This window comes from Gammaproteobacteria bacterium, from assembly GCA_022450155.1.
Taxonomy (GTDB): Bacteria; Pseudomonadota; Gammaproteobacteria; order Arenicellales; family UBA868; genus REDSEA-S09-B13.
Genome location: JAKUQR010000001.1, coordinates 89,486 through 110,880, shown reverse-complemented (window position 1 = coordinate 110,880; position 21,395 = coordinate 89,486). Strand labels below are relative to the sequence as shown.

The 21,395-nt window shown below is 54.2% G+C and carries 21 protein-coding genes and 1 tRNA gene; 17 read left to right on the top strand and 5 right to left on the bottom strand.

What is annotated here, in order from left to right; genetic code table 11:
• Window positions 1-2 precede the first annotated feature (2 nt).
• The 8 genes from MK323_00535 to MK323_00500 all read left to right on the top strand — a co-directional run bounded on the left by MK323_00535 (window position 3) and on the right by MK323_00500 (window position 9,197).
• Window positions 3-785, top strand: a complete 783-nt coding sequence (locus tag MK323_00535) for a TIM barrel protein (GenBank protein MCH2480653.1) — start codon at window positions 3-5, stop codon at window positions 783-785.
• On the top strand, window positions 782-2,050 hold the full coding sequence (locus MK323_00530) for an MFS transporter (GenBank protein MCH2480652.1): 1,269 nt from the start codon (window positions 782-784) through the stop codon (window positions 2,048-2,050). Before MK323_00535 ends, MK323_00530 begins: the two co-directional genes overlap by 4 nt.
• Window positions 2,051-2,143: 93 nt before the next feature.
• Window positions 2,144-3,394 carry a Xaa-Pro peptidase family protein gene (locus MK323_00525; protein ID MCH2480651.1) on the top strand — a complete coding sequence of 417 codons (1,251 nt, stop codon included), beginning with the start codon at window positions 2,144-2,146 and terminating at the stop codon, window positions 3,392-3,394.
• 75 nt (window positions 3,395-3,469) lie between these two features.
• Window positions 3,470-4,390: a dipeptidase gene (locus MK323_00520; GenBank protein ID MCH2480650.1), complete on the top strand. Its 921-nt coding sequence runs from the start codon at window positions 3,470-3,472 to the stop codon at window positions 4,388-4,390.
• A 152-nt stretch (window positions 4,391-4,542) separates the two neighbouring features.
• Window positions 4,543-6,153, top strand: a complete 1,611-nt coding sequence (locus MK323_00515) for a hypothetical protein (GenBank protein MCH2480649.1) — start codon at window positions 4,543-4,545, stop codon at window positions 6,151-6,153.
• Complete coding sequence (locus MK323_00510) at window positions 6,138-6,863, top strand: DUF3726 domain-containing protein (protein MCH2480648.1); 726 nt, start codon at window positions 6,138-6,140, stop codon at window positions 6,861-6,863. Before MK323_00515 ends, MK323_00510 begins: the two co-directional genes overlap by 16 nt.
• A gap of 21 nt (window positions 6,864-6,884) precedes the next feature.
• Window positions 6,885-7,907, top strand: a complete 1,023-nt coding sequence (locus MK323_00505) for an Ldh family oxidoreductase (GenBank protein MCH2480647.1) — start codon at window positions 6,885-6,887, stop codon at window positions 7,905-7,907.
• A 45-nt stretch (window positions 7,908-7,952) separates the two neighbouring features.
• Complete coding sequence (locus MK323_00500; protein MCH2480646.1) at window positions 7,953-9,197, top strand: MFS transporter; 1,245 nt, start codon at window positions 7,953-7,955, stop codon at window positions 9,195-9,197.
• Between the two features lie 47 nt (window positions 9,198-9,244).
• Here MK323_00500 and MK323_00495 read toward each other — a convergent pair.
• Window positions 9,245-9,319 (bottom strand) — tRNA-Glu (locus tag MK323_00495).
• 141 nt (window positions 9,320-9,460) lie between these two features.
• On the opposite strand from MK323_00495, the gene pcnB reads away from it, so the two are divergent.
• The 5 genes from pcnB to MK323_00470 all read left to right on the top strand — a co-directional run bounded on the left by pcnB (window position 9,461) and on the right by MK323_00470 (window position 13,749).
• The gene (gene pcnB, locus MK323_00490) at window positions 9,461-10,771 is read left to right on the top strand and encodes a polynucleotide adenylyltransferase PcnB (protein ID MCH2480645.1); all 1,311 of its coding nucleotides are present in this window, start codon (window positions 9,461-9,463) and stop codon (window positions 10,769-10,771) included.
• Window positions 10,768-11,301, top strand: coding sequence for a 2-amino-4-hydroxy-6-hydroxymethyldihydropteridine diphosphokinase (gene folK / locus MK323_00485; GenBank protein ID MCH2480644.1), 534 nt, complete (start codon window positions 10,768-10,770; stop codon window positions 11,299-11,301). Before pcnB ends, folK begins: the two co-directional genes overlap by 4 nt.
• 102 nt (window positions 11,302-11,403) lie before the next feature.
• A complete protein-coding gene (locus MK323_00480) occupies window positions 11,404-12,222 on the top strand; it encodes a segregation/condensation protein A (protein ID MCH2480643.1) in 819 nt (272 codons plus the stop codon).
• A complete protein-coding gene (scpB, locus tag MK323_00475; protein ID MCH2480642.1) occupies window positions 12,219-12,932 on the top strand; it encodes an SMC-Scp complex subunit ScpB in 714 nt (237 codons plus the stop codon). Before MK323_00480 ends, scpB begins: the two co-directional genes overlap by 4 nt.
• A complete protein-coding gene (locus tag MK323_00470) occupies window positions 12,850-13,749 on the top strand; it encodes an rRNA pseudouridine synthase (GenBank protein MCH2480641.1) in 900 nt (299 codons plus the stop codon). Before scpB ends, MK323_00470 begins: the two co-directional genes overlap by 83 nt.
• A 25-nt stretch (window positions 13,750-13,774) precedes the next feature.
• On the opposite strand, the gene MK323_00465 is transcribed toward MK323_00470, so the two are convergent.
• Window positions 13,775-14,287, bottom strand: coding sequence for a pyridoxamine 5'-phosphate oxidase family protein (locus MK323_00465; protein ID MCH2480640.1), 513 nt, complete (start codon window positions 14,285-14,287; stop codon window positions 13,775-13,777).
• Window positions 14,288-14,377: 90 nt separating this feature from the next.
• The gene (locus MK323_00460; GenBank protein ID MCH2480639.1) at window positions 14,378-15,508 is read right to left on the bottom strand and encodes a class I SAM-dependent methyltransferase; all 1,131 of its coding nucleotides are present in this window, start codon (window positions 15,506-15,508) and stop codon (window positions 14,378-14,380) included.
• A 254-nt stretch (window positions 15,509-15,762) separates the two neighbouring features.
• Here MK323_00460 and MK323_00455 point away from each other — a divergent pair, with 254 nt between their 5' ends.
• Both MK323_00455 and MK323_00450 read left to right on the top strand, forming a co-directional pair.
• Window positions 15,763-15,924 (top strand): hypothetical protein, encoded by a 162-nt coding sequence (locus tag MK323_00455; protein MCH2480638.1) that lies wholly within the window; start codon window positions 15,763-15,765, stop codon window positions 15,922-15,924.
• A 56-nt stretch (window positions 15,925-15,980) separates the two neighbouring features.
• Complete coding sequence (locus MK323_00450; GenBank protein ID MCH2480637.1) at window positions 15,981-16,328, top strand: NIPSNAP family protein; 348 nt, start codon at window positions 15,981-15,983, stop codon at window positions 16,326-16,328.
• A 23-nt stretch (window positions 16,329-16,351) separates the two neighbouring features.
• On the opposite strand, the gene MK323_00445 is transcribed toward MK323_00450, so the two are convergent.
• Window positions 16,352-17,371, bottom strand: a complete 1,020-nt coding sequence (locus MK323_00445; GenBank protein ID MCH2480636.1) for an amidohydrolase family protein — start codon at window positions 17,369-17,371, stop codon at window positions 16,352-16,354.
• A 70-nt stretch (window positions 17,372-17,441) separates the two neighbouring features.
• Window positions 17,442-18,650: a mandelate racemase/muconate lactonizing enzyme family protein gene (locus tag MK323_00440; protein ID MCH2480635.1), complete on the bottom strand. Its 1,209-nt coding sequence runs from the start codon at window positions 18,648-18,650 to the stop codon at window positions 17,442-17,444.
• 140 nt (window positions 18,651-18,790) lie between these two features.
• On the opposite strand from MK323_00440, the gene MK323_00435 reads away from it, so the two are divergent.
• Both MK323_00435 and lhgO read left to right on the top strand, forming a co-directional pair.
• Complete coding sequence (locus MK323_00435) at window positions 18,791-19,927, top strand: amidohydrolase/deacetylase family metallohydrolase (protein ID MCH2480634.1); 1,137 nt, start codon at window positions 18,791-18,793, stop codon at window positions 19,925-19,927.
• Window positions 19,928-20,029: 102 nt separating this feature from the next.
• Entirely contained in the window at window positions 20,030-21,223 is a 1,194-nt protein-coding gene (gene lhgO / locus MK323_00430) for an L-2-hydroxyglutarate oxidase (protein ID MCH2480633.1), read from the top strand.
• Window positions 21,224-21,395 lie beyond the last annotated feature (172 nt).

The window sequence follows — 21,395 nt, the reverse complement described above, 5'->3', positions numbered from 1 at the left end:
AGATGCTGAATTTTGCGGCCAATCTCTCGATGTTGTTTGTTGAACATTCGTTTCTCGATCGGTTTTCTGCGGCGGCAGCTGCCGGGTTCACAGCAGTTGAATGCCAGTTCCCTTACGACCATAGTCCGGAAGATCTCGGGGAATGTCTGCATTCGACCGGTCTCGAGCTAATTCTGCTTAACTTTCCAGCAGGTGATCTGACCACTGGCGAACGCGGTCTCGCGGCATTTCCGGATCGTCTGGCACAATGCCGCGAGCAGATCGATTATGGCCTTGATTATGCCGTCCGGCTGGGTTGCCCTCGAATGCATCTGCTGTCAGGGCTGATACCGGCGGGTTTAGCGCACGAGGTGGCGCTGTCGACCTACGTAGACAATATTCGGTATGCCGTTCAAAGGGCCGGACAGGGCGGACCAAAAATATTGGTGGAACCGTTTAATTCAATTGATGTGCCCGATTACCTGGTCCATACGGTCGAGGACGCCAGACACGTGATCGAGTTGGCAGGTTGCGAAGGCGTCGGTCTGCAGTTTGACTTTTACCATACGCAGATGGAACAAGGAGACCTCGCGTCAACTTTCCAGCGTCACTTTGAGCTGGTCAGCCATATCCAGATTTCGGGCGTGCCGGGACGGCATGAACCTGATGACAACGAAATCAACTACGCCTACCTGTTTGGCCTGATAGATGCGTTGGGGTATGAAGGTTATGTGGGTTGTGAATACAATCCGCGCGGCAGTACGCTCGAAGGACTGACCTGGCTGGACGAACACCGGGGCAGATGAGACCACACTCATCGTCTGTGCTGCACTACGGCTGGGTGATTCTGGTACTTGCGACACTGGTCGCTTTCGGTGCCCTGGGACTGGCCAGGTTCGGATATTCCATCGTCTTGCCGGCGATGCAGGTCGATCTGGGTATGGACAATACCCAGGCAGGTGTGCTGGCGACGGCCCATGTTGTGGGCTATCTGATCGCCAGCCTGCTCGGTGGTGTGCTGGCGGCGCGATACGGCCCCCGCCGGGTCATTGCGCTGGGCCTGGGGTTGGCTGGCTTCAGTATGATCCTGACCGGTCTGGCAGACGGTTTTGTTGCGGTAGGATTTTGGCGAGGTTTAGCCGGGGTTGGCAGCGGTATGGCCAACATACCCGTTTACGGAGTGGTGTCAGCCTGGTTCTCGAGCAAACGCCGGGGAATGGCGACGGGTATAGCAGTCAGCGGTTCATCCATTGCCCTGATTGCCTTGGGTCCACTCGTGCCGCACCTGCTGGACGCTTTCGGCACATCGGGCTGGCGGGTGTGTTGGTATTTGTTTGGCTGTTTTACCCTGGTACTCGCTGTAGCAGGTGCTTTCCTGCTGCGGAATGTCCCTGCTGAAAAAGGTCTGAACCCAATAGCTGCTGATGACAGCGAAACAGCAATAGGTAAGGGGTCCGCGAATGATCGCCCGGACTGGTCGCAGGTCTACCGATCAAAGACTGCGTGGCATCTGGGTGTGGTCTACATTGCCTTCGGTTTTTCCTACATTATCTACGTCACGTTCTTTTTCAAGATGCTGGTGGCCGAGGGCGGGTACACCACAACCGGTGCCGGTCGGCTCTTTATGCTGATGGGTTGGTGCAGCCTGCTGTGCGGGCTGATCTGGGGTAGCATGTCAGATGTGGTCGGACGCAGGTACGCTCTGTTGAGCGTTTATCTGGTGCAAGCTGTCGCCTATGCGCTGGTATCCCTATGGCCAAGTAATGCGGGGTACATCGTTTCATCTGTGATGTTTGGCATTACCGCGTGGAGTATCCCGGGGATCATGGCAGCCGCCTGTGGCGATCTCTTCGGGTCCAGGCTTGCGCCGGCCGCACTTGGCTTTATCACGTTGTTTTTTGGTGTGGGCCAGGTGATTTCCCCCGGGATCGCGGGTGCTATGGCCGACGCGGCGGGTTCGTTCAGTTCGGCATTCTCACTGGCTGCAATCGTGGCTACTCTGGGGGCTGTCGGTGCACTTTCGCTGCCGGATGACAGGTCGCGGGGTGCAGCGGTGCCTGACTCACGATGACCGCTCGTGCGACGGACAATCTGGTTGTGACGTCCGACAGTGCCGAGTATATTGCGCTCACGTTCTTCGGGTCTTTATAGAGATTTTTTACATATGCCAATTGAGTCTGTTGCGGCTGCAAAGCAGTCCCATAAATACCGTCAACACGGTGCGATGGAATACACTCAAGCGCCCGTTGACCTCGACACAGTGCGCCAGTACAGGTTGGGACGCCTGCGGCAGCAGATGGTATTAGCGGATGTTGCCGGGTTGCTGTTGTTTGATCAGATCAACACCCGTTATGCAACTGACGCCACCAACATGCAGGTCTGGTGTTCGCATTACGAGACCCGTTGCGTTTTTGTTGCATTGGATGGTCCGGTTGTGCTGTTCGACTACGCAAATCATCCTCATCTTGCCGAGGGGTTACCCGGGATCGATGACTATCGGACAATCCCAGCATTCTATTTCTTCGCAGCGAGCTATCTCAGTGAGTCTCGGGCGAAAGTGTTTGCTGACCAGATTGTCGATCTGATGCGCAGTCATGGGGGTGGAAATATGCGCCTTGCTGTTGACCGGCTTTCGTTCATTGCGACCGATGCACTGCGCGAAAAAGGCCTGGAACTGGTTGACGGCGAAGGGGTTTCTGAGAAAGCGCGGGCCGTTAAATCGGCTGAAGAAATCGAACTGATGCGCGCATCGATGGCGGTGTGTGAGGCGGGCTGCCGCGCCATGGAAGAGGCCCTGGAACCGGGCATCACCGAGAATGCCCTTTGGGCAAAGCTGCATGAGACAAATATCCGGCTGGGCGGCGAATGGATCGAAACTCGGTTATTGTCCTCAGGACCGCGAACGAATCCCTGGTTTCGCGAGTGTTCGATGCGTGAGATCGAGCGTGGCGATCTGGTCAGCTTTGATACTGATCTGATTGGGCCATACGGTTACTGTTCAGACATGTCCCGATCGTGGTTATGTGGCGAGCAACCCAGCGATGAGCAGCGTCGCCTGTATGCCGCTGCCTATGAGCAGATCGAAACCAATATTGCAGCTCTCAAGCCAGGCCTGACGTTTCGGGATGTATCTGAACGGTGCTGGAAAATTCCCGAAGAGTTTCTGTCGAACCGCTATTCGGTCCTGATCCATGGGGTCGGCCTTGCGGATGAATACCCCAGTATCAAGCACTGGGTGGATTTCGATGACAAAGGCTACGATGGAGAAGTACTTCCGGGCATGACTTTGTGCGTCGAGTCTTTTATAGGCTCCGACGGCGGACGGGAGGGGATTAAGCTCGAAGAACAGGTGATCGTTACCGGAACAGGCGTCGAACGCATGTCAATATATCCTTATCAGATCGACTGGTTGTAGGAGATTGTTTTGAGTACAGCGGTCACTATTGATTGTCTGCAATACTGCAACTGGTCCCGGCCTATCTTTGATCAGATGGTGCAGGGCGGCGTTGATGCGGTGCATGTCACCATCTGTTACCACGAAGATTTTCGGGAAACCGTATCGAATATCGAGACCTGGAACCGGTATTTCCAGGTTTATTCGGACCGGATCGTGCCGGGTCGTACGGCCCAGGACATAGTTGACGCAAACAAGAACGGGAAGACCGCCATCATATTTGGTTTTCAGAACTGCTCACCGATTCTTGACGATATCGGGCTGATTGAGATTTGTCATCAACTGGGTGTTCGGTTCATGCAGTTGTCCTATAACAACCAGTCTGTGCTGGCAACAGGTTGTTACGAGCAGGAGGATCCGGGTATCACGCGAATGGGGCATCAGGTGATTAAGGAGATGAACCGCGTTGGCCTGGTAATCGATATGAGTCACTCTGCGGAAAAATCTACACTCCAGGCCATAGAGTTGTCTGAGCGTCCGATAGCGATTACCCATGCCAATCCATCAGCCTGGCACCCAACACTTCGTAATAAGTCAGATCGGGTGCTAATCGCTTTAGCCGAAAGTGGGGGAATGCTGGGTGTCTCGCTTTACCCCCACCATCTGAAGGATGCAGGCGAGTGCACATTAGACTCGTTCTGTCGGATGGTTGCAGAAACGGTTGAAAAAATGGGTATAGAACATGTCGGTTTGGGCAGTGATCTGTGTCAGGACCAGCCTGACAGTGTCGTGAACTGGATGCGCAATGGGCGCTGGACCCGCGAAACGGACTATGGTGAGGGTTCGGTATCGGCGTCAGGGTTTCCATCGCAGCCTCAGTGGTTCGGTAACAATGCCGACTTCCAGAATATCCGAAATGGCCTGGAAAGCGTTGGTTTCACCGGTGCAGAAGCAGACAGCATTATGGGCGGCAATTGGCTCGATTTTTTCCAGCGCTCGTTTGGTCCTGGCGGCTGACCCGCTGGCCACTGGGGTAACGGAGTTCGCTTAATCGTATGGTGCAGAACGAGACTGAGACGCTTTCTACGACCGCTGTCCCATTGCGCCCCCCCGCGACGGTGGCTTCTCTAGCAAGAATGGGGTCGAGTTTCCCAAGTTGTCTGAGTTTTATGCGGTCACTGGTTCGTCGGCTGCACAGCGAGGCGTGGTCGGTGGGGCCTTCGCGCATCGAGCTCGATGATCAAGGCTACGGTTGCATGGTGTATACCGCACACGGTCCGGAGAGGCGCTACAGTCTGGTTGGCTTTTCAAATGCACTCAATGACGACCAGCGTACAGACCGCGTGATCGCAACCGCCTGGGACGCATCCTTTGTTCTTTTCGATGGTGAACCCGGCCACGACGATATTGATCGACTCAGGGATTCGGTGCCTAAACAGGAAGCAGGCCGGTTTGAAGCGACAGAGCTGGTATTGGCAAGGGCCAACCGCAGTATGCGTCTGTTTGAGCATGTCTGCGAATCGTTAGCCAATGGGCGGCAGCCGGATATCAGACTGATCAGTGAAATCGGTTATCTGATGCGAACAACTGCGGTTTACGGAAACGGGAAATTCGGGGTTGCCGATCGGAGCCGAATAGAAACAAGAGCGGAGCTGGCAGGTCCTTTCCAGGCCGAGATGCTCACGCTCTATATGATACGAATGTTCACCACCGACTTGGTTGAGCACATTGCCCGGCGACGTTCGCCAGTTAGTTATGTGCCTTTAGACCGCTCGCTCAAGCGTCATCTGGGTATCGGTAATGCGACTGGCCTGGGAATGGCGCCTTTTTTGGTGACTCACCCACGGCTGCTGAATAACTGGTTGATGGCCAAGGAGACTGCGCTGGCGCGAGTGCGTTCGGTGAGCGATGTGGCGCCCGATAAGACAGAGCGTTTGCACGCTCTACTGGTGCGGGCGAGACAACATGTTGCTGAATGGCGCGTCGATGATAAGCGCCAAAGCGAGCGCATCGATCAGCTCGTATACGATCTTGAAATAGTTACCAGCTGGTTAGGCGAAGAAGAGTTACAGAAAGGGACAGACAAGCCGTGGAACTTGGTTTATGAAAAATCCGTACAAAGTCTCAGTCTTGAGGGCCAAGAACTTCTGGTCAGTCTTCTGATCGAGACTTATCCCGAGTACTGTCAGGACCTGGTTCACAAGATGGCAGCTGATGAGACCTATAAACTGGATGCAAGTGACACGGTGGAACAGATGACCAAACGTCTTAAGTATCAATATGACTGGGCTCTGAACATCGACTTTGACTCTAGATCGCAAACCTGCTATTTCTGGTACGTCTCTGAAAACAAACTCGAGCCCAGGTTTGGACTGCGCTACGAAGAAGCAGGTGCTGATCGCGAGATGCCGCTGGCAGTCGCGCGTGACATTAACTTGCTTTATCAGGATCTGCAATCTTGTTTGCCGATGCAGTCGCTGGCCGAGTTTCTCCTCACCTATCCTCAGCACAGGCAGATTGTAAGGCGGGTACAATCCCTTGATGGTTATCCCTATGGGGAAATACAGGATAACCTGATTGGCAGTGAATGCCTGCCGCTCGATATCCTGCGTTTCAAACTTGCGTTTTTTGGTGCAGCCAAGTTTGATCCCAAGTCAGATTTATGGACCCGGATTACCTTGTACCAGGGCGCACCCCTGTATGATGAACTGGATAAGGCAGACGCAGATGACTGGTGGCTACCGGTATCCCCCGGATCAACTGGATGCGTCAGTCACTAGGTGAGCTGTACAGTACGGTCCGGAAAGCGGCTGTAGGTCGCGGTGTGCCGCATGGAATCGCGGAAGACCTCGCTGATGCGGTGTGCTGGCTTGATTCGCTGAGTCTTGACGGCGTATCCTGTGCCGTGGACTGCCTGTCGCAGTGGCCGTCAAATACGTCAGCAATCCAACTGCAGCATAGCGAGAGCGGGCTGGTCCTTGAGACCGCAAAACCCGATACTGCTGCCTCCGCGTTATTTGCAGGGCCAGCATTGGGCGATCTCTTGCAGGCAGGTGCTGTTCCGGATACCGGGTCCAGCCTATCGGTCGATGTGCCGTTGCTGGTGCTGGCGGCAGTGGCTCAGACCTGCGATCGACTGAATCGACGCGCCTGGCTCATGATTCACTTACAAGGCCAGATTGCGATTGCAGACTGTAGCCAGGAAACCTGTCAGCTGGGCACCGTGAGCCAGCAAAAATCGGTCACAGCACACAAGGCGTCCGAGGTGACCCTTTGGTTATCCCAGCCTGACCAGGGCAGGCGGACCTTGAACTGTCTACTCAGCAAGGAAGAGTTCAGCCGGTGCCGTAGCAGGACTCTCGCAGAAGGGCTGGAGGTGTGCGGCCGCTCGTTAAAGCAGCTCGAGGCCTGGGCTGCGCTGACACTGGTGGCGGAATCAGATCGTTCCCGAGAGTCGGGTGCTGGTGCGGGGTTGCTGGACAATGACTGACCGTTAACAAGGAGTAGTGCTATGGCCAAGATACCGTTGAGGCTGGAGGAGGTGTTTGAACTGGCGCAAGACGCATTACTCGCCAGCGGCGCGTCAAGGACAGCTGCCAGCTCTTTAGCGCACGCCGTTGTGGCCGCTGAGCGCGATGGGATACGCAGTCACGGACTTGTTTACGTACCGATCTATTGTGAACACTTGAGATGCGGCAAAGTTAACACCGATGCTGAACCCGTGGTCCTGTCGCAGGACGGCTCGGTAATCGCCGTCGATGCAGATTCCGGGTTTGCTCACCCGGCAATTGATATTGGCTTTGACAAGCTCGGGCCTTTGGCCAAAGCGATGGGTTGCGCAGTGTTGACTGTGTGCAATTCCTACAATTGTGGGGTATTGGGGTATCACGTTGAACGCCTGTCAGCAAATGGACTGGTGGCAATCGGATTTACGAACGCACCGGCATCCATCGCACCTGCGGGCGGGCGGCGGCCTGTCGTAGGGACAAATCCGGTTGCACTGGCCGTGCCCGGTGTTTCTGGTCAAGCTGCATTTGTGCTGGATCAAAGTGCCAGCGTGGTGGCGAGAAGTGAAATCATGACCCGGGTCAGGGAAGGTCGTTCCATTCCTGAGGGCTGGGCGTTGGATGCTGAAGGCCAGACGACCACGGATCCGGCACAGGCGTTGAAAGGGTCAATGGCGCCCAGTGGCGGTTATAAAGGGTTCGGAATTGGATTGCTGGTTGAGGTGATGGCCGCGGCGCTGAGCGGTGCAACACTGGGCATAGATGCCAGTCCGTTCTCCGGTACTGAAGGCGGTCCTCCAAGAACCGGCCAGTGTTTTCTGGCTTTATCGCCGGACGCGTTCTCTAAGGGTACTTTTAACGATCGGATACACGCACTGACCAGGGCGATTGACGACCAGGACAACGCACGACTGCCGGGTTCGCGTCGGCTAGAAAATAGGCGCCGTAGTGAGTCTGACGGCGTTGCGGTCGACCAGAGTCTGGTCGACAGAATACACAGCATAACGGCTGGGAATGATACGCAGTGAGCCCTCTAGCCTAAGTTGAGATTTGAGTAAATCAAGAGCAGATGAGTGTCAGACCCCAACAGTGGCACTAGACTAGAGTCATACAAGGGCCGCTGGTGGATGCTCCTGGGCGTATGGCTGTTGTATGTTTCTTTTGGCCTCAATATCGCAGCGCTTGCACCTCTGGTTCCGGTGATCGAGTCCGATCTCGGGATGAGTCACTCGGCAATGGGTCGGGTGCTCGGGGCCTGGCAGTTCGTTTTTATTCTTTCAGCGATACCTTGTGGGATTTTGCTCGATCGGCTTGGTCCTCGCTGGGCGATGCTGGGTGGTGCGCTGTTGATGGCTGTATCCGCTTTCTGGCGCAGCATTGCGACTGATGGAATCAGCTTGCTGTTTGCTGTGGCTGTGTTCGGACTGGGGGGGGTGATCATATCTACGGGGGCACCTAAGATTGTCAGTGCCTGGTTCGAAAGCAGGCAGCGTGGGCTGGCCATGGGTATCTATGTCACCGGTACGGGAATCGGTGCAATCGTCGGCTTGCTGTTGACCAATGCTGTTTTGCTGCCCGCGCTGGACAATGACTGGCGGCAGGTTTTGAGGTTATGGGGATGTTTTACCCTGGCCGCCGCACTGGTTTGGTCTGTGATTTCAGCTCGACTGACCTTGGCACCATCGGATCTCCGAAAGTTTCATACAACTGATCTTGGTCTCCTGCCTTTGCTGCGTCAGCCGGTAGTGCGCCTGCTTCTGTTAATGAGCATCGGCGTATTCACAATCAATCATGGTATAGGCAACTGGTTGCCTGAGTTACTCAGAGCAAGTGGCCGGACGATCACTCAGGCTAGCCACTTAGCTGCACTGATGGTGTTGGTGTCGATTTTGAGTGCGTTGACGATTCCCCGTCTGGCGACCCGTCAGTATCGTTTGATTGTTCTATTTATGTTGTGTTTATCCAGTGTCTGTGCGACGGTGCTGCTCAGGGTGCCTACGGGTATACCGCTATTTGCAGGTCTGATTTTGCAGGGAATTGCGACTGGATCGATGATGACGATCATGATGCTGATACTATTGGAAACCCCAGGGATTGGCGAACGGCGCGCAGGAACAGCCGGGGGGCTGTATTTTTCAACGGCTGAGATTGGCGGGGTGAGTGGCCCCGTCATGCTGGGTGTTGTTTATGATGCGACGGGCGGTTTTGGTACTGGACTTGCAGTCTTAAGCTTCATAGGACTTGCCCTGACATTTTGCGTGTGGGTACTTCGGTACTTTGTGGGAAAGGTCACTGCCGCACCCGCTAGAACGGGCTAATGGGCGGACGGATTCAGCAGCGGAATCTCAAGTACGGAAAAATGAAATGGCGCTCCCTAGGGGAATCGAACCCCTGTTACCGGCGTGAGAGGCCGGCGTCCTGACCGCTAGACGAAGGGAGCACTTGGACTGGATTGGCGAGCCTGGAATGCTACCATACGCGCTTACGATGCCACAGTTAATCATGGGTTCGCTTCTGCGCACCAATGGTGCGCGGTTCGAAAAAATAAGTACACACCCTAAATGATGATGCTGTTATAGACATGTCAGTGGCTAGATCCAGTGCGGGGCTTCATGCGCGTCGCGTTCCAGCATCTGATTTAGGGCTGTCAATTTCTGATATCTCTCCTGCTGCAGTATCGATTGTCCAGACCCTCCAGGGCCGGGGGTTCCAGGCCGAAATGGTTGGCGGGTGTGTACGAGACCTGCTTTTGGGATGGTCACCCAAAGATTTCGACGTGGTGACCGACGCGACACCCGAGCAGATCAAGAAACTGTTCCGACGGGCTCGCGTGATCGGTCGGAGATTTCAGCTCGTGCACGTTCGGATAGGGCGCGACGTGATCGAAGTCTCTACCTATAGAGGCAGTGATACAGCCCGTCCGGAGCAGCGCAGGGGTCGAGCGAAAAAGAAGATACTACCCAATAATGTGTTTGGGCGACGGGATGAGGATGTATTGCGCCGGGATTTCACGATTAATGCGCTTTACTACGATCCGGTCGAAGAGGTGGTGACTGACTATGTTGGCGGGCTCGGTCATATCCAGGAGCGGCGGCTTGAACTCATTGGTGATTCCAGGCAGCGTTTCAGCGAAGATCCTGTGAGAATGCTGCGTGCGGTACGCTTTAAGGCCAAACTGGATCTTAGACTGGACGCGAAAATGGAGGAACTGCTGCCCAGGATGGCCGGGGCACTGACAACGGTATCCCCACCTCGCCTGTTTGAGGAGATTATTAAGGTACTGCACAATGGGCATGGTGCGGTTGGCTTCCAGGCGCTGGACCGTTACGGACTTCTGCAATCGCTGTTTCCATCGGCGACCCAGCATTTCAGCGAACAAGACCTAAACAAAAAGAACGGACTCATACCTTGTGCACTCCGGAACACCGATCAAAGGTTGGCAGATAGAAAGCCCGTGATTTCGCCTTTCCTTTTTTCTGTTCTGCTGTGGCGGCAGGTGCAGCAGTACTCGCGCATGAAATCAGGTGGAAATCACGCTATTTTTGAAACCCTGCATCAATCGGCAGACAGAGTGTTACAGGAACTCCATCCCACTGTCAGAATTCCGCGCCGGATCAGTGCTGTGATGATAGAGATCTGGGAACTCCAGATACGACTCGAACAGCGTCGACCCCGCACCATCAAGCGCTTGCTGTCACACAGGCGCTTTCGGGCTGCCTATGACTTTCTGCTTCTTCGTGCCGGTGCCGGTGAGGTCTCGGATTCTCTCGCCGACTGGTGGACCGAGATACAGGAAATGCCACCTGCTGACGTCCAACGGATGATTCAGGAGCTGGGAAAAAGTGGGTCGCAGCGCAAGATAAGCGGTCAAAAAAAGAGAAAACGCACATGACGATCAGTCCGTCGGGTGTTGTGGTCTGGATTGGGCTTGGCTCGAATATGGGCAAAGCGACTGATCAGGTCGAGCAAGCAATCGACGCGTTAACCGATGAACCCGGATTAGAACTGACAGGTAGATCATCACTGTACCGGACCGCGCCAGTGGGTTATCCGGATCAACCCGATTTTATCAACGCGGTTGTCCGTGCAACGTGCGGGATAGGGTGCTATGTCTTGCTCGAGGCGCTTCAGAAAATTGAGAAGCGCTTCGGTCGGAATCGAAATGGTGAGCGATTTGGACCGCGTTCTCTGGATCTTGATCTTTTGATGTACGCAGATCAGACAGTCTCCTCCCCCCAGTTGGAACTGCCGCACCCCAGAATGCATGAGCGGCTTTTCGTATTGGAACCACTGGCTGAAATCGAACGGGATATGACAGTCCCGGGCCGTGGGCGATTGAGCGTGCTGCGACAGGCATGTCTTGATCAACGTGTGGAGCGACTCGGCGATGATGCTACCCTGGGGGCTGCTAGAGGTGATTAAGGTTTCGATAGCGGACGTAGAAGCGGGTACAATTAACGGTCGTGAGTGCAATCTCCTATACAGTACGTCCAAGCACGCTTGAAATCTTTACCTCTGTTCGATATGACTGAACAGCCAGGACAATCGACTGCAGACCCTAAGCAGAGCGAACGGTCGCCTGTGCTGGTTGCGGGCGAAGCACTCCAAAGCTGGCCCGAAGATCTTTACATCCCGCCTGACGCGCTTGAGGTCATTCTTGATGCATTTCAGGGTCCACTGGACCTACTGCTTTATCTAATCCGAAAGCAGAACATCGACATACTGGATATCCCGGTTGCAGAGATCACCCGCCAGTACATGGAATACGTAGAGCTGATGCGTCGACTGCACCTTGACCTTGCGGCGGAGTATCTGGTGATGGCGGCAATGCTGGCTGAGATCAAGTCGCGAATGCTGCTGCCCCGGCCCGAGGTTGAGGATGAAGACGGCGAAGATCCCCGTGCCGTACTTGTTCGTCGTCTGCAGGAATATGAGCGGTTTCGTAGTGCGGCAGAGCAGCTGGATTCCCGTCCTCGTCTTGAGCGGGATCTTTATATCGCCTACGCCCGGATCGATGACCCGGACCCACCAAAGATTGAATCGCTGGTCGATCTGGATGACTTGGTCGAAGCAATGAAGGCGGCCATGCTCAGTGCCCACCGTCGCAAGCACTTACAGTTGGTGCCGGAAACGCTTTCCGTTCGAGATCGTATGGGCCGCATAATGGAACGGGTCCGCAGTGGAGAATACGTTGATTTAAAAGAGTTTTTCGATCCAGACGAAGGAAGGATGGGGCTGGTGGTGAGCTTTATTGCAGTGCTCGAACTGGTGCGCGACGGGGTGCTCATAATTATTCAGAATGATCCCGGCGCGCCGATCCATGTGAAATCAAAAGACAGATGAAGAATAAATTGGAAATCAGTAACACAGTTGAAGCAGCGCTGTTTTCAGCCGAAGAACCGTTATCGATCAAGGATCTACGGGGAATGTTCAAGCCCGAGGATGCCCCAACCACGGATGAGCTCAATGCTATCCTCGATCAGCTGACATCCGATTACCACGGCCGAGGTATAGAGTTGGTCAGCGTTGCAAACGGCTACCGTTTCCAGACGCAGGTTCAGTATGCGACAGCTTTACGCCGCTTAAGGGAGTTGCGGCCGCCCAGGTATTCCCGAGCGTTGCTGGAAACACTGGCTATTATTGCCTACAGGCAGCCAGTGACTCGTGGTGATGTCGAAGAGATCAGAGGTGTAGCCGTGTCGACCGATATCATGCGGGTTTTATTGGAACGCGGGTGGGTAAGGCAGAGGGGTGAGCGGGAAGTACCGGGCCGACCAGTGCTCTATGGTACGACCACAGATTTTCTTGAGTATTTCAATCTCAAGTCGATCCAGCAGTTGCCGGAACTGGCTGATCAGCGGGATCTCGCTGAAATCGCGAGAGATCTTAATATCCTGCTGCCAGAACCCAGACACTCGTCCTCAGAAGAGTCAGAGCCTGCCGAAAGTGACGCCGAGGATTCGACCGATAGTGACGAGAGTCCAGTCACCGATATCGACCGACCAATCAAATCAGATACGTCAACGCAGTCTGCTGCTGACCGTATTGGCTGAAAGAATTCAGAAGTATCTGTCCCGTCGGGGGTTGGGATCCCGGCGGACGATTGAAGGTTGGATCCGAGAAGGACGGATTGAGGTTGATGGTCGAAAAGCCATTTTGGGTTCAACGGTAAGTGATGGCGATCTGATTGCAATAGACCAGCAATCACATCGCGTTAGAGTCGGTCGACGAACAGCACCTCGTATCATCATGTATCACAAGCCAACCGGCGAAATATGCACGCGCGCCGATAGTAAGGGACGGCCAACTGTATTCGATCACTTGCCCCGGTTGCGTTCTGCGCGCTGGATCAGCGTGGGTCGACTGGATATCAACACGTCTGGCCTGCTTCTTTTTACCACCGATGGCGACCTGGCGCATCAATTGATGCATCCCTCGGGTGGATTGCAGCGTGAATACCGGTGCCGCATTCATGGTGAGGCGAGCCGGGAGCATATCGATCGCTTGCGAAAAGGTATCACCTTGTCGGGTTACCTGTGTCGTTTTGAACGAGTTCGAGTACGGGATGGTCACGGAACCAACCGTTGGTACGACGTCGTGGTTCGGGAAGGCAGGTACCGGGAGGTGCGGCGTATGTGGTCGGCTATCGGGTGTACGGTTAATCGCTTGATCAGGATACGTTATGGCGGTCTCAACCTGCCGCTGGATCTGAAACCGGGACACCACCGCCCGCTACACGCCGACGAACTTTCGGCGCTGTTACGGGACGATTCAGTTGAGGAAAGTTCACCTCGGTCCGTCAGAGCAAACAGCAGACGCCAGGCTAAATCGACCCACCGAAAACAGTCGGCAGAAAATAACCGAGCCTAAAACCAGTATGAAGCAGGCTGCCAGGTCAGCTGCTTGACGTATTGTCGGCAGAACTTCCACCCAGGTGTTCGGGTTCTCGAAAGTCCATTCCGCTGAACCCGTAGGCGCGACCAAATCCGGTCACCCACCTGCCTTGGGAGGGCTGAAGTTGAAACAGCACAAAATCGTTTAAACCTGTCAGTGTGTCGATAATCGGGCCAAAGTGGCTTCGGAACAGAGGTATCAGAGTCTGCCAGGTTTGGTCGTCCCGTGTACAAGGCTGGGCTGAACAGGACAGGCTTAATCGTCGACGGGCGTAGATCTGCTCTGAATCCCGCTCATCCTGTATGAATAACAGCGCTGCGGTAGGGCGCTGATACAGGTGCCGTGTGTGGGCGGAAAGTTGGCTGATCAAAATATAGAACATGCTGTTGTGATAGATCACCGGCGAATAGCTCAGATCTGGTTCTCCAGTGCTATCGCTGGTGCCTATCAGTACGGAATCGAACTGGCAGATAAATTCCAGGCACTGATCCGCAAGTTCTTTACGTGAAATCATGACCAAACGTTGAAGTCTTTGATTTTCAACAGTTCGCGCATACTGAGACCCCATCTAGGATAAATGCAGAATCGGTAGCTCTGCTGCTTTTCAGGGAATTTTTTCGATGGCAAGATAGCAGTGAACATAGTCCATTGCATGGCCGATCGGATCAGCGGCGACCCGATCTTCATAGCGCTGATAGAACAGGTCAACCAGTGTTGCACGTTCATCCTCGGGTCGCGCAGTATCCAACGCAGTGGCAAACACGGTTTCACTCCAGGACCGCAAAGTAGGAATATAACTGACGGCAAATTCCTGGGCCGACATGGCTTCACCGGCTGCTTCATAAGCAGCGCGGTAGGGGCACTTCACAACGCCCGTGTGGGCGGACACCAATCGGAGCCCTGACTGGTAAACCCCAGAAGAGGGCTCCACCAGCGGCGCACAGAATTCCTCCCGGGTTCGGTAAAACTGTGAAAAGGTCGCATCAGCCAGCTCGTCGCCGGTAATTAGTCCCTCTTCGTGGAGCCCACACCAGATCTCGCTAAAAGTGTTGAACATGTTGATACCACCAGTATTGCCAAGGTAACACCCATCTTCGTCAATACCAAAGTTCATGAATACCAACCGCCCGCCTGGCTTAAGTTCGGCCGACCGTGACAGCAGAATCCGGTTCCAGTCGTCCCTCGCCTGCAGTGAAAACGCATCGAGTGCATCGCCGGACGCACCAACCATATGCACATGGTTGGGAATTTGGCAGGGCTTTTCAGATATGTAATGCATTGCAGTCGCTGAAAACCCGATATCCAGAGTCTGGTCCGGCATCAACTGGCTGTGGAAGCCGGTGCCACACGCGTATACGAAGACATTGTCAAAATCTTTGAGGTAGTTGTTCCCATCGTCGTCGTTAACGCCGGTGACGTTTCGGAAAAGCGTGGAGTAGTCGTTACCAGGAAGATCGGAGTACGTGACTGTGATCTGATGATGAGGATAACGATCTTTCAGGGCAGATATGGTTCGATAGATGGCGTGTTTTGAGGTTCCACCGTCTGCAGCACCGTAGTCAGCGATCTGGATACTGTGTTCGCCTTCACGCGCAGGCAGCGCAGACACAGCATCCTCCAGCATGCCTACGGCATTATCGATTACATCCTTGGCACCGCGCGTCCTTTGGCTGTAGTAACCCCCGCCTTTCATAGAGACCGTGGCATGGGTGCTTTTGGATGTACGGACAGTCATATTGATAGGTTACCTGCCGATCTCATTGGTCGTGAGCTCATGTCGTGGGATTCTACGTGAATGAAATTGAAGTGGTGTGTTCGTCATAATCTTCGCTTCCGGGACTGACCATGGGAAGTGTTTCTGTTTTCAATTCTTGAACCCAGAGCGGGAACTCGGTTACCCTGACGACCCCTAGACACCATGAAGATAAGCAATCATTCAAAGCATGTTGTTTCCAGTGTCTACTCAGGAACTTAAACAAGGTAAGGGATATGCTTAACGGTACTACACTGGCTTGCTTGAGCTTTGCACTGGCTGTGATCGCTTTGATGATAACGGATGACAAACAGTGGCTCTATCTGGGTTTTGGTATTGCTGTTGTCTTGGTTGTTTTCCAAATGGTCAGAGATAAGCGCGCGAAGTACAAAGAATAAACCAAAGTCCAGGCAGACAGATATTTTCCTGGTTCTAAAACTTAAGGAGAATGAAAATGATATTTGATCATAGGACGTATACGGTTAAGGCGGGTACCATCAAGAAGCAGCTTGAACTGTACGAAGAACATGGCTGGGCGGTGCAGACCCGACACCTGGGTCAGCCGATCGTCTATGCAGGAACTGAAGTGGGTAACGTGAATAGTTATGTCCACATCTGGGCCTATGCCGATGTTACTGACAGGGCTCGGAAACGCGCTTCGATGCAGGCCGATCCTGGATGGCAGAAGTACCTGCAGATCAGTGCAGAGGCTGGTTGTCTGATCGCCCAAGAAAACCAAATCCTGGTTTCGGTGCCGTTCTATACGCCACCCGCTGAATTCAAGGCGCTCGATGACGCGTGAATGTTAGGGTCGGTGGGGTCCGGTCAGTTCAAACGGTAGACTTTTAACGCAGTATCGTGAAAAAGCTGTGACTTCTCTGTAGGTGAACAGGCAGCCGTCAACTTTTTGAATGCGTTCCACAACACATTGTAGCTGCAACTGATTCGGTCGACGGGAAAATTCGATTCGAACATACAACGATCAGCCCCAAACAGATCGATCGTGTGATCATAGTAACGGCGGGTGGCTGTGAGGAGTTCTTCACTCCCTGGCGGTTTATGACGAGTGTGCCAGCCAAAACCATTGATCTCCATGTTCAGACCACCGAGTTTGGCATAGACGTTTGGGCGCTCCGACAGTGGCCGAATGACTTTGCACCATTCAGAAAAAACATCATCCGGCCGGTCAGCGTAGCGCCCAACGCCCAGTGGTCCGCCAAAGTGGTCCAGAATGATCGTGGTATCCGGAAAAGCACTTGCCAGTTGGGTCAGTTCCGGAATCTGGGTATGGTAGCACCACCCTTCGAAACTCAGGTTGCGTGGTGCCAGATGGGCAAAACCCGCTTGAAAAGTTTTGTCCGTGTACAAGCCTCGACGCGGACTGGTTCTATGATCAGGCACCAAGAGATCATCATCTCTTGCCGCTGCCTGCCGGATGCCCTTGAAGCGGCTTCCCCCGGCCGCTAACTGAGCATCAAGTACTGAGGCAACACCGTCCCCAGCGGTCAGGTAAGCGGTGCCAACAATCGCTGCCGCGACCCGTGTTGACCCGTACAGCCCGGAAGCACTCATCGCCGCCATGCCATTGGCAAACTGAGTCTCGCCGACCGGCCGCAAGTCAAAAGGCCCATCGACACTGAACATTGTGCCGCATTCGATAAATACAGTAGCTACGATATTGTGTTCACCGGTATCGATGTCGGAGAGAAAATCATCCAAAAGGTAGGTGTCGGGTACGCTGTTTGGCCGATGATCCCACAGATGGTGATGGGGGTCACAGATCGGCAAGGTGGGATCGATTGTTTCTTCCTGGGTGAGGGTCAGCCAGCCGGCAGTTGGGTTCATCTCGAATAAGCCTGCCTTAGCGTGGTCTCGACGGGTTCATCTGAAGCCAATGGGTCGACCTGCAATCAGATCAACCCATTCCCCGCTCAAAATTTTCACGGCCTGAAGGCGTGGCGGGGTGCTGATGGATCGCGTCGTCGTTCAGATCCGTGCCCCAGCCGATTCTCTCGGAGAGCTTGAGTTCTCCATCCACAATATTCGGGGTGTGGGTAACGATCTCGTCTTTCCAGGGCACATCATCAATGTCGATTTCCATAATCCGGAAATTCGGAATTGCAGCGCAGAAGTGGGCGCTCATCAGGGTCGACAAATGGCCATAAAAGTTGTGTGGCGCCACATTGACCTCAAAGCTTTCAGCCAGTGCTGCGATCTTCAAAGACTGCCATATACCGTTCCATGGCACGTCCACGATTGCAACATCCATCGCTTGGTGTTCAAAGAACGGGCGATAGCCTCGAAGTCCGAACAATGACTCGCAGGATGCGATCGGGGTTCTGACGGACCTGCGGACCAGTGACAGTGCTGCTGGATCATAAATATCAATCTCGAACCACTCTAAGTTCAGGTCATCCAGTGCACGGGTAACCGCGAGGTAGCCCTCGGTGCGGTAGTTAAAGTTGAGGTCGAGCATGATCCCGATATCCGGGCCAGTTCCAGCTCGAAACGCTTCGAGTTGGCTCCGAAGGGACTGGATGATTTGACGATCGGCATTCAGTGCCGGCCAGCCCGGCGCTCTGGCGAACCCCGGCTGATGCATCCGTGGCGTGCCGTCAAAAAGAAAAATATTTGTTTTCAGGGCGCTGAAACCCGCAGCTGAAACTTCTGCACCCAAGCGGGTCAGATCGTCCAATGAGCTGACCGGGGGGCTGTCGAGATGGTGCGCTGTTTGCGCGAGCCGGTAGGTGCCGCAGTGGGACCAATACAGTGGCAGTCTCTCCCGCATCATGCCGCCCAGAAGTTCATAGACCGGCACCTTCAGGTGCCGTGCTTTAAGGTCTATCAGGGCGTTCTCAATGGCCGCAATCGCTTGCTGGGCGATGCCCCCGTGTGCTTGCCGTGTACGCGCATAGAGTTCGGCAGAGATCCGCTCGTGTGCCAGCACATCCTTGCCGACGACCCATTGCAGTAGCCCTTCGATGACCTGCGTGAGGCCTGGACTGCCGTAGGACTCGTTGTATTCGGAAATCCCGGTTGTACCATCCAGTGCCACTAACCGTAGAAATGAGAATTTTCGCCAGCCAGCGTCGCAATGCAGTGTTTCATAGGAATCAAGAATCATGTCAAACTCTCCCTTGAACAAACGAAATAGCCCCACGGCGTGTTGGACGACTGCACAGATGGCTGTTTTTACGGGATATATCCGCCTGTAATTTTACACACTGTGCATCAGACAGCCCACCCGGGCAGGGAGACCCATCGATGTACGATCTGGTTTTGAAGCAGGCACGGGTGATCGATCCCCAGGCCGGTCTCGATGAGGTCTGTGATATTGCGTTCAAAGACGGCTCTGTTGCCATTATTCAGGAGTTTATCCCTGCCAGCGAGGCACTGGAGAGTTATGACCTGACGGGCCGGCTGGTTGTCCCAGGGCTGATTGACCTGCACACGCATGTTTACTGGGGTGGTGCGGCGATCGGTATTGAGCCGGACGCGTATGCAAAGGCGTCCGGCTTGAGCACATTGATTGACGCAGGAACTGCCGGTCCGGGGAACTTTATCGGTTTTCTGAAGCATGTCATCGAACCCGCCGAAACGAGAATTCTTGCGTTTCTCAATATTTCGTTCCCGGGCATATTCGCGTTCAGCAGGGAGGTCATGGTCGGGGAGTGCGGCGATCTGCGACTGTTGAATCCCACCGCATGCCTAAACGTTGCGTCGCTTTATCCCGACGATATCGTCGGGATAAAAGTCCGGGTGGGTATGGGCGCGAGTGACGACCAAGGTGCTGCGCCTCTGGATCTGGCACTGGAAGTGGCAGACGAGTTGGGTTTGCCGGTGATGTGTCATCTCGACCTGCCACCGCCCAGTCGCCTGGAAGTCGTCTCCCGCTTGCGCAAAGGTGATATTCTGACCCATTGTTTTCGCCCGTTTCCTAATGCACCTGCCAGAATGCGAGATGGTGCGGTTCGGGAAGAAATCATCGCGGCAAGGGAACGGGGAGTGATATTCGATATTGGGCATGGACAAGGCTCATTCGGGTTTGTCACGGCAGAGGCAATGATCAATGCTGGTTTTCTTCCCGAGTGCATTTCAAGCGATGTGCATGTGTTGAGCATTGACGGTAGTGCGCAGAGTCAGCTCAACACGTTGTCAAAGTTTCTGGCGCTGGGGGTCTCTTTGAATGAGGTCATCGCAGCCAGTACCAGTGGTCCAGCTGCTGCCATCGGCCGACCCGAACTGGGATCTCTAAAACCAGGCAGTCCGGGCGATGCGACCGTTTTGAATCTGGATGAGGGCAGTTTCGAGTTCACCGATGTGGAAGGTCTCATCCGTACAGGCAATACGCGGCTGACCGGTGATGCAAGGGTGCTTGGTGGGCGCTGGCACAGTGCCTGAATCTTGCACTGTAGTGCTCTCAGAGGGCACCCTTCTGATTCACAAAGCTTATTGAAAGCGGTATGCAGCAGTACCTGTACCGATTAGCCCGAGGGAGGGTTTGTGACGGATTATGATTTTCTGCTGATAGGTGCAGGTATCCTGGGTCTGAGCACGGCACGGGAACTACAGCAGCGCTATCCCGGCAGTCGGGTCTGTGTTGTCGAAAAAGAGCAAGTACCTGCGTATCACCAGACCGGCCATAACAGTGGTGTGATTCATGCGGGTGTGTACTATACGCCCGGTAGCTTGAAAGCGCGGTTTTGTTTTGAGGGAAACCGTGCCATTAAATCCTTCTGTCGCGAACATCGCATCGAATTCGACGAATGTGGAAAACTCCTGGTCGCGACTAACCTAATCGAAGTTGAACGTATGCAGGTGTTGATCGAGCGGTCCAAACAGAACGGGCTGACTATCGACGTTCTGGATCATAAGCAGCTGGTTGAGGCCGAGCCGAATATTTCCGGGCTCAGCGCAATTCGCGTACCCTCCACAGGCATTGTGAGCTACAGCGCGATCTGTCACAAGCTCGCTGAACTGATTGAGTCCGACGGCGGTGAAATTCTGTATGGGAGCCACGTAGATGACCTGACTGAATCCGATAATGATGTCATCGTCCGCAGTAACGCCCGCAGGATAACGACCCGCAAGTTGATTGGGTGTGGTGGTGTGATGGCAGATCGCTTGGTTCGCTCGCTGGGAGGCACGCCGGATTTCCAGATCATCCCGTTTCGTGGTGATTATTATCGTCTGGCGGCGCATCATAACCAGATCATCCGGCACCTGATCTATCCCATACCTGATCCGGCATTACCGTTTCTGGGCGTCCATCTGACGCGGATGATTGACGGTTCTGTGACGGTGGGTCCTAATGCCGTGGTCAATTTTTCACGTGAGGGGTACAGCCGGTTTGCATTTGACAGCGGAGATGCACTGGAGATGGTCAGGTTTCCCGGTTTCCGCAGGGTTGTCTGGAAGAACCTCTCCGCTGCAATGCAGGAACTCAAGAAAGGCCTGTGGAAACCGAGCTTTCTCAAAGAGGTGCAGAAGTACAGCCCCGGTGTACAGTTGGGTGATCTGCAGCCTTATCCACCGGGAATTCGCGCCCAGGCGGTCAGTGCTGATGGACGATTGGTCGACGATTTTCTGTTTTATCACACCGGTAACAGTTTGATCGTGTGTAATGCACCGTCACCGGCTGCCACCTCGTGTTTTCCGATCGCTCGCCATATAGTCGATCAGTTGTCTGACCAGTAGGGAACGCCTTATGCCTTGCATCACAGACCAAACTTGTCAACAATGGCACTTATGTCGGCTGGCTAGCGCAGTACAGTAGCCGGCAAGGAGAATAAGGTTCCAGCAAACGCAAAACGACCGCGGTCAAGGTCGTAACTAATGGAGGACTGTTTCATGAAAATTTTAGTCAGGT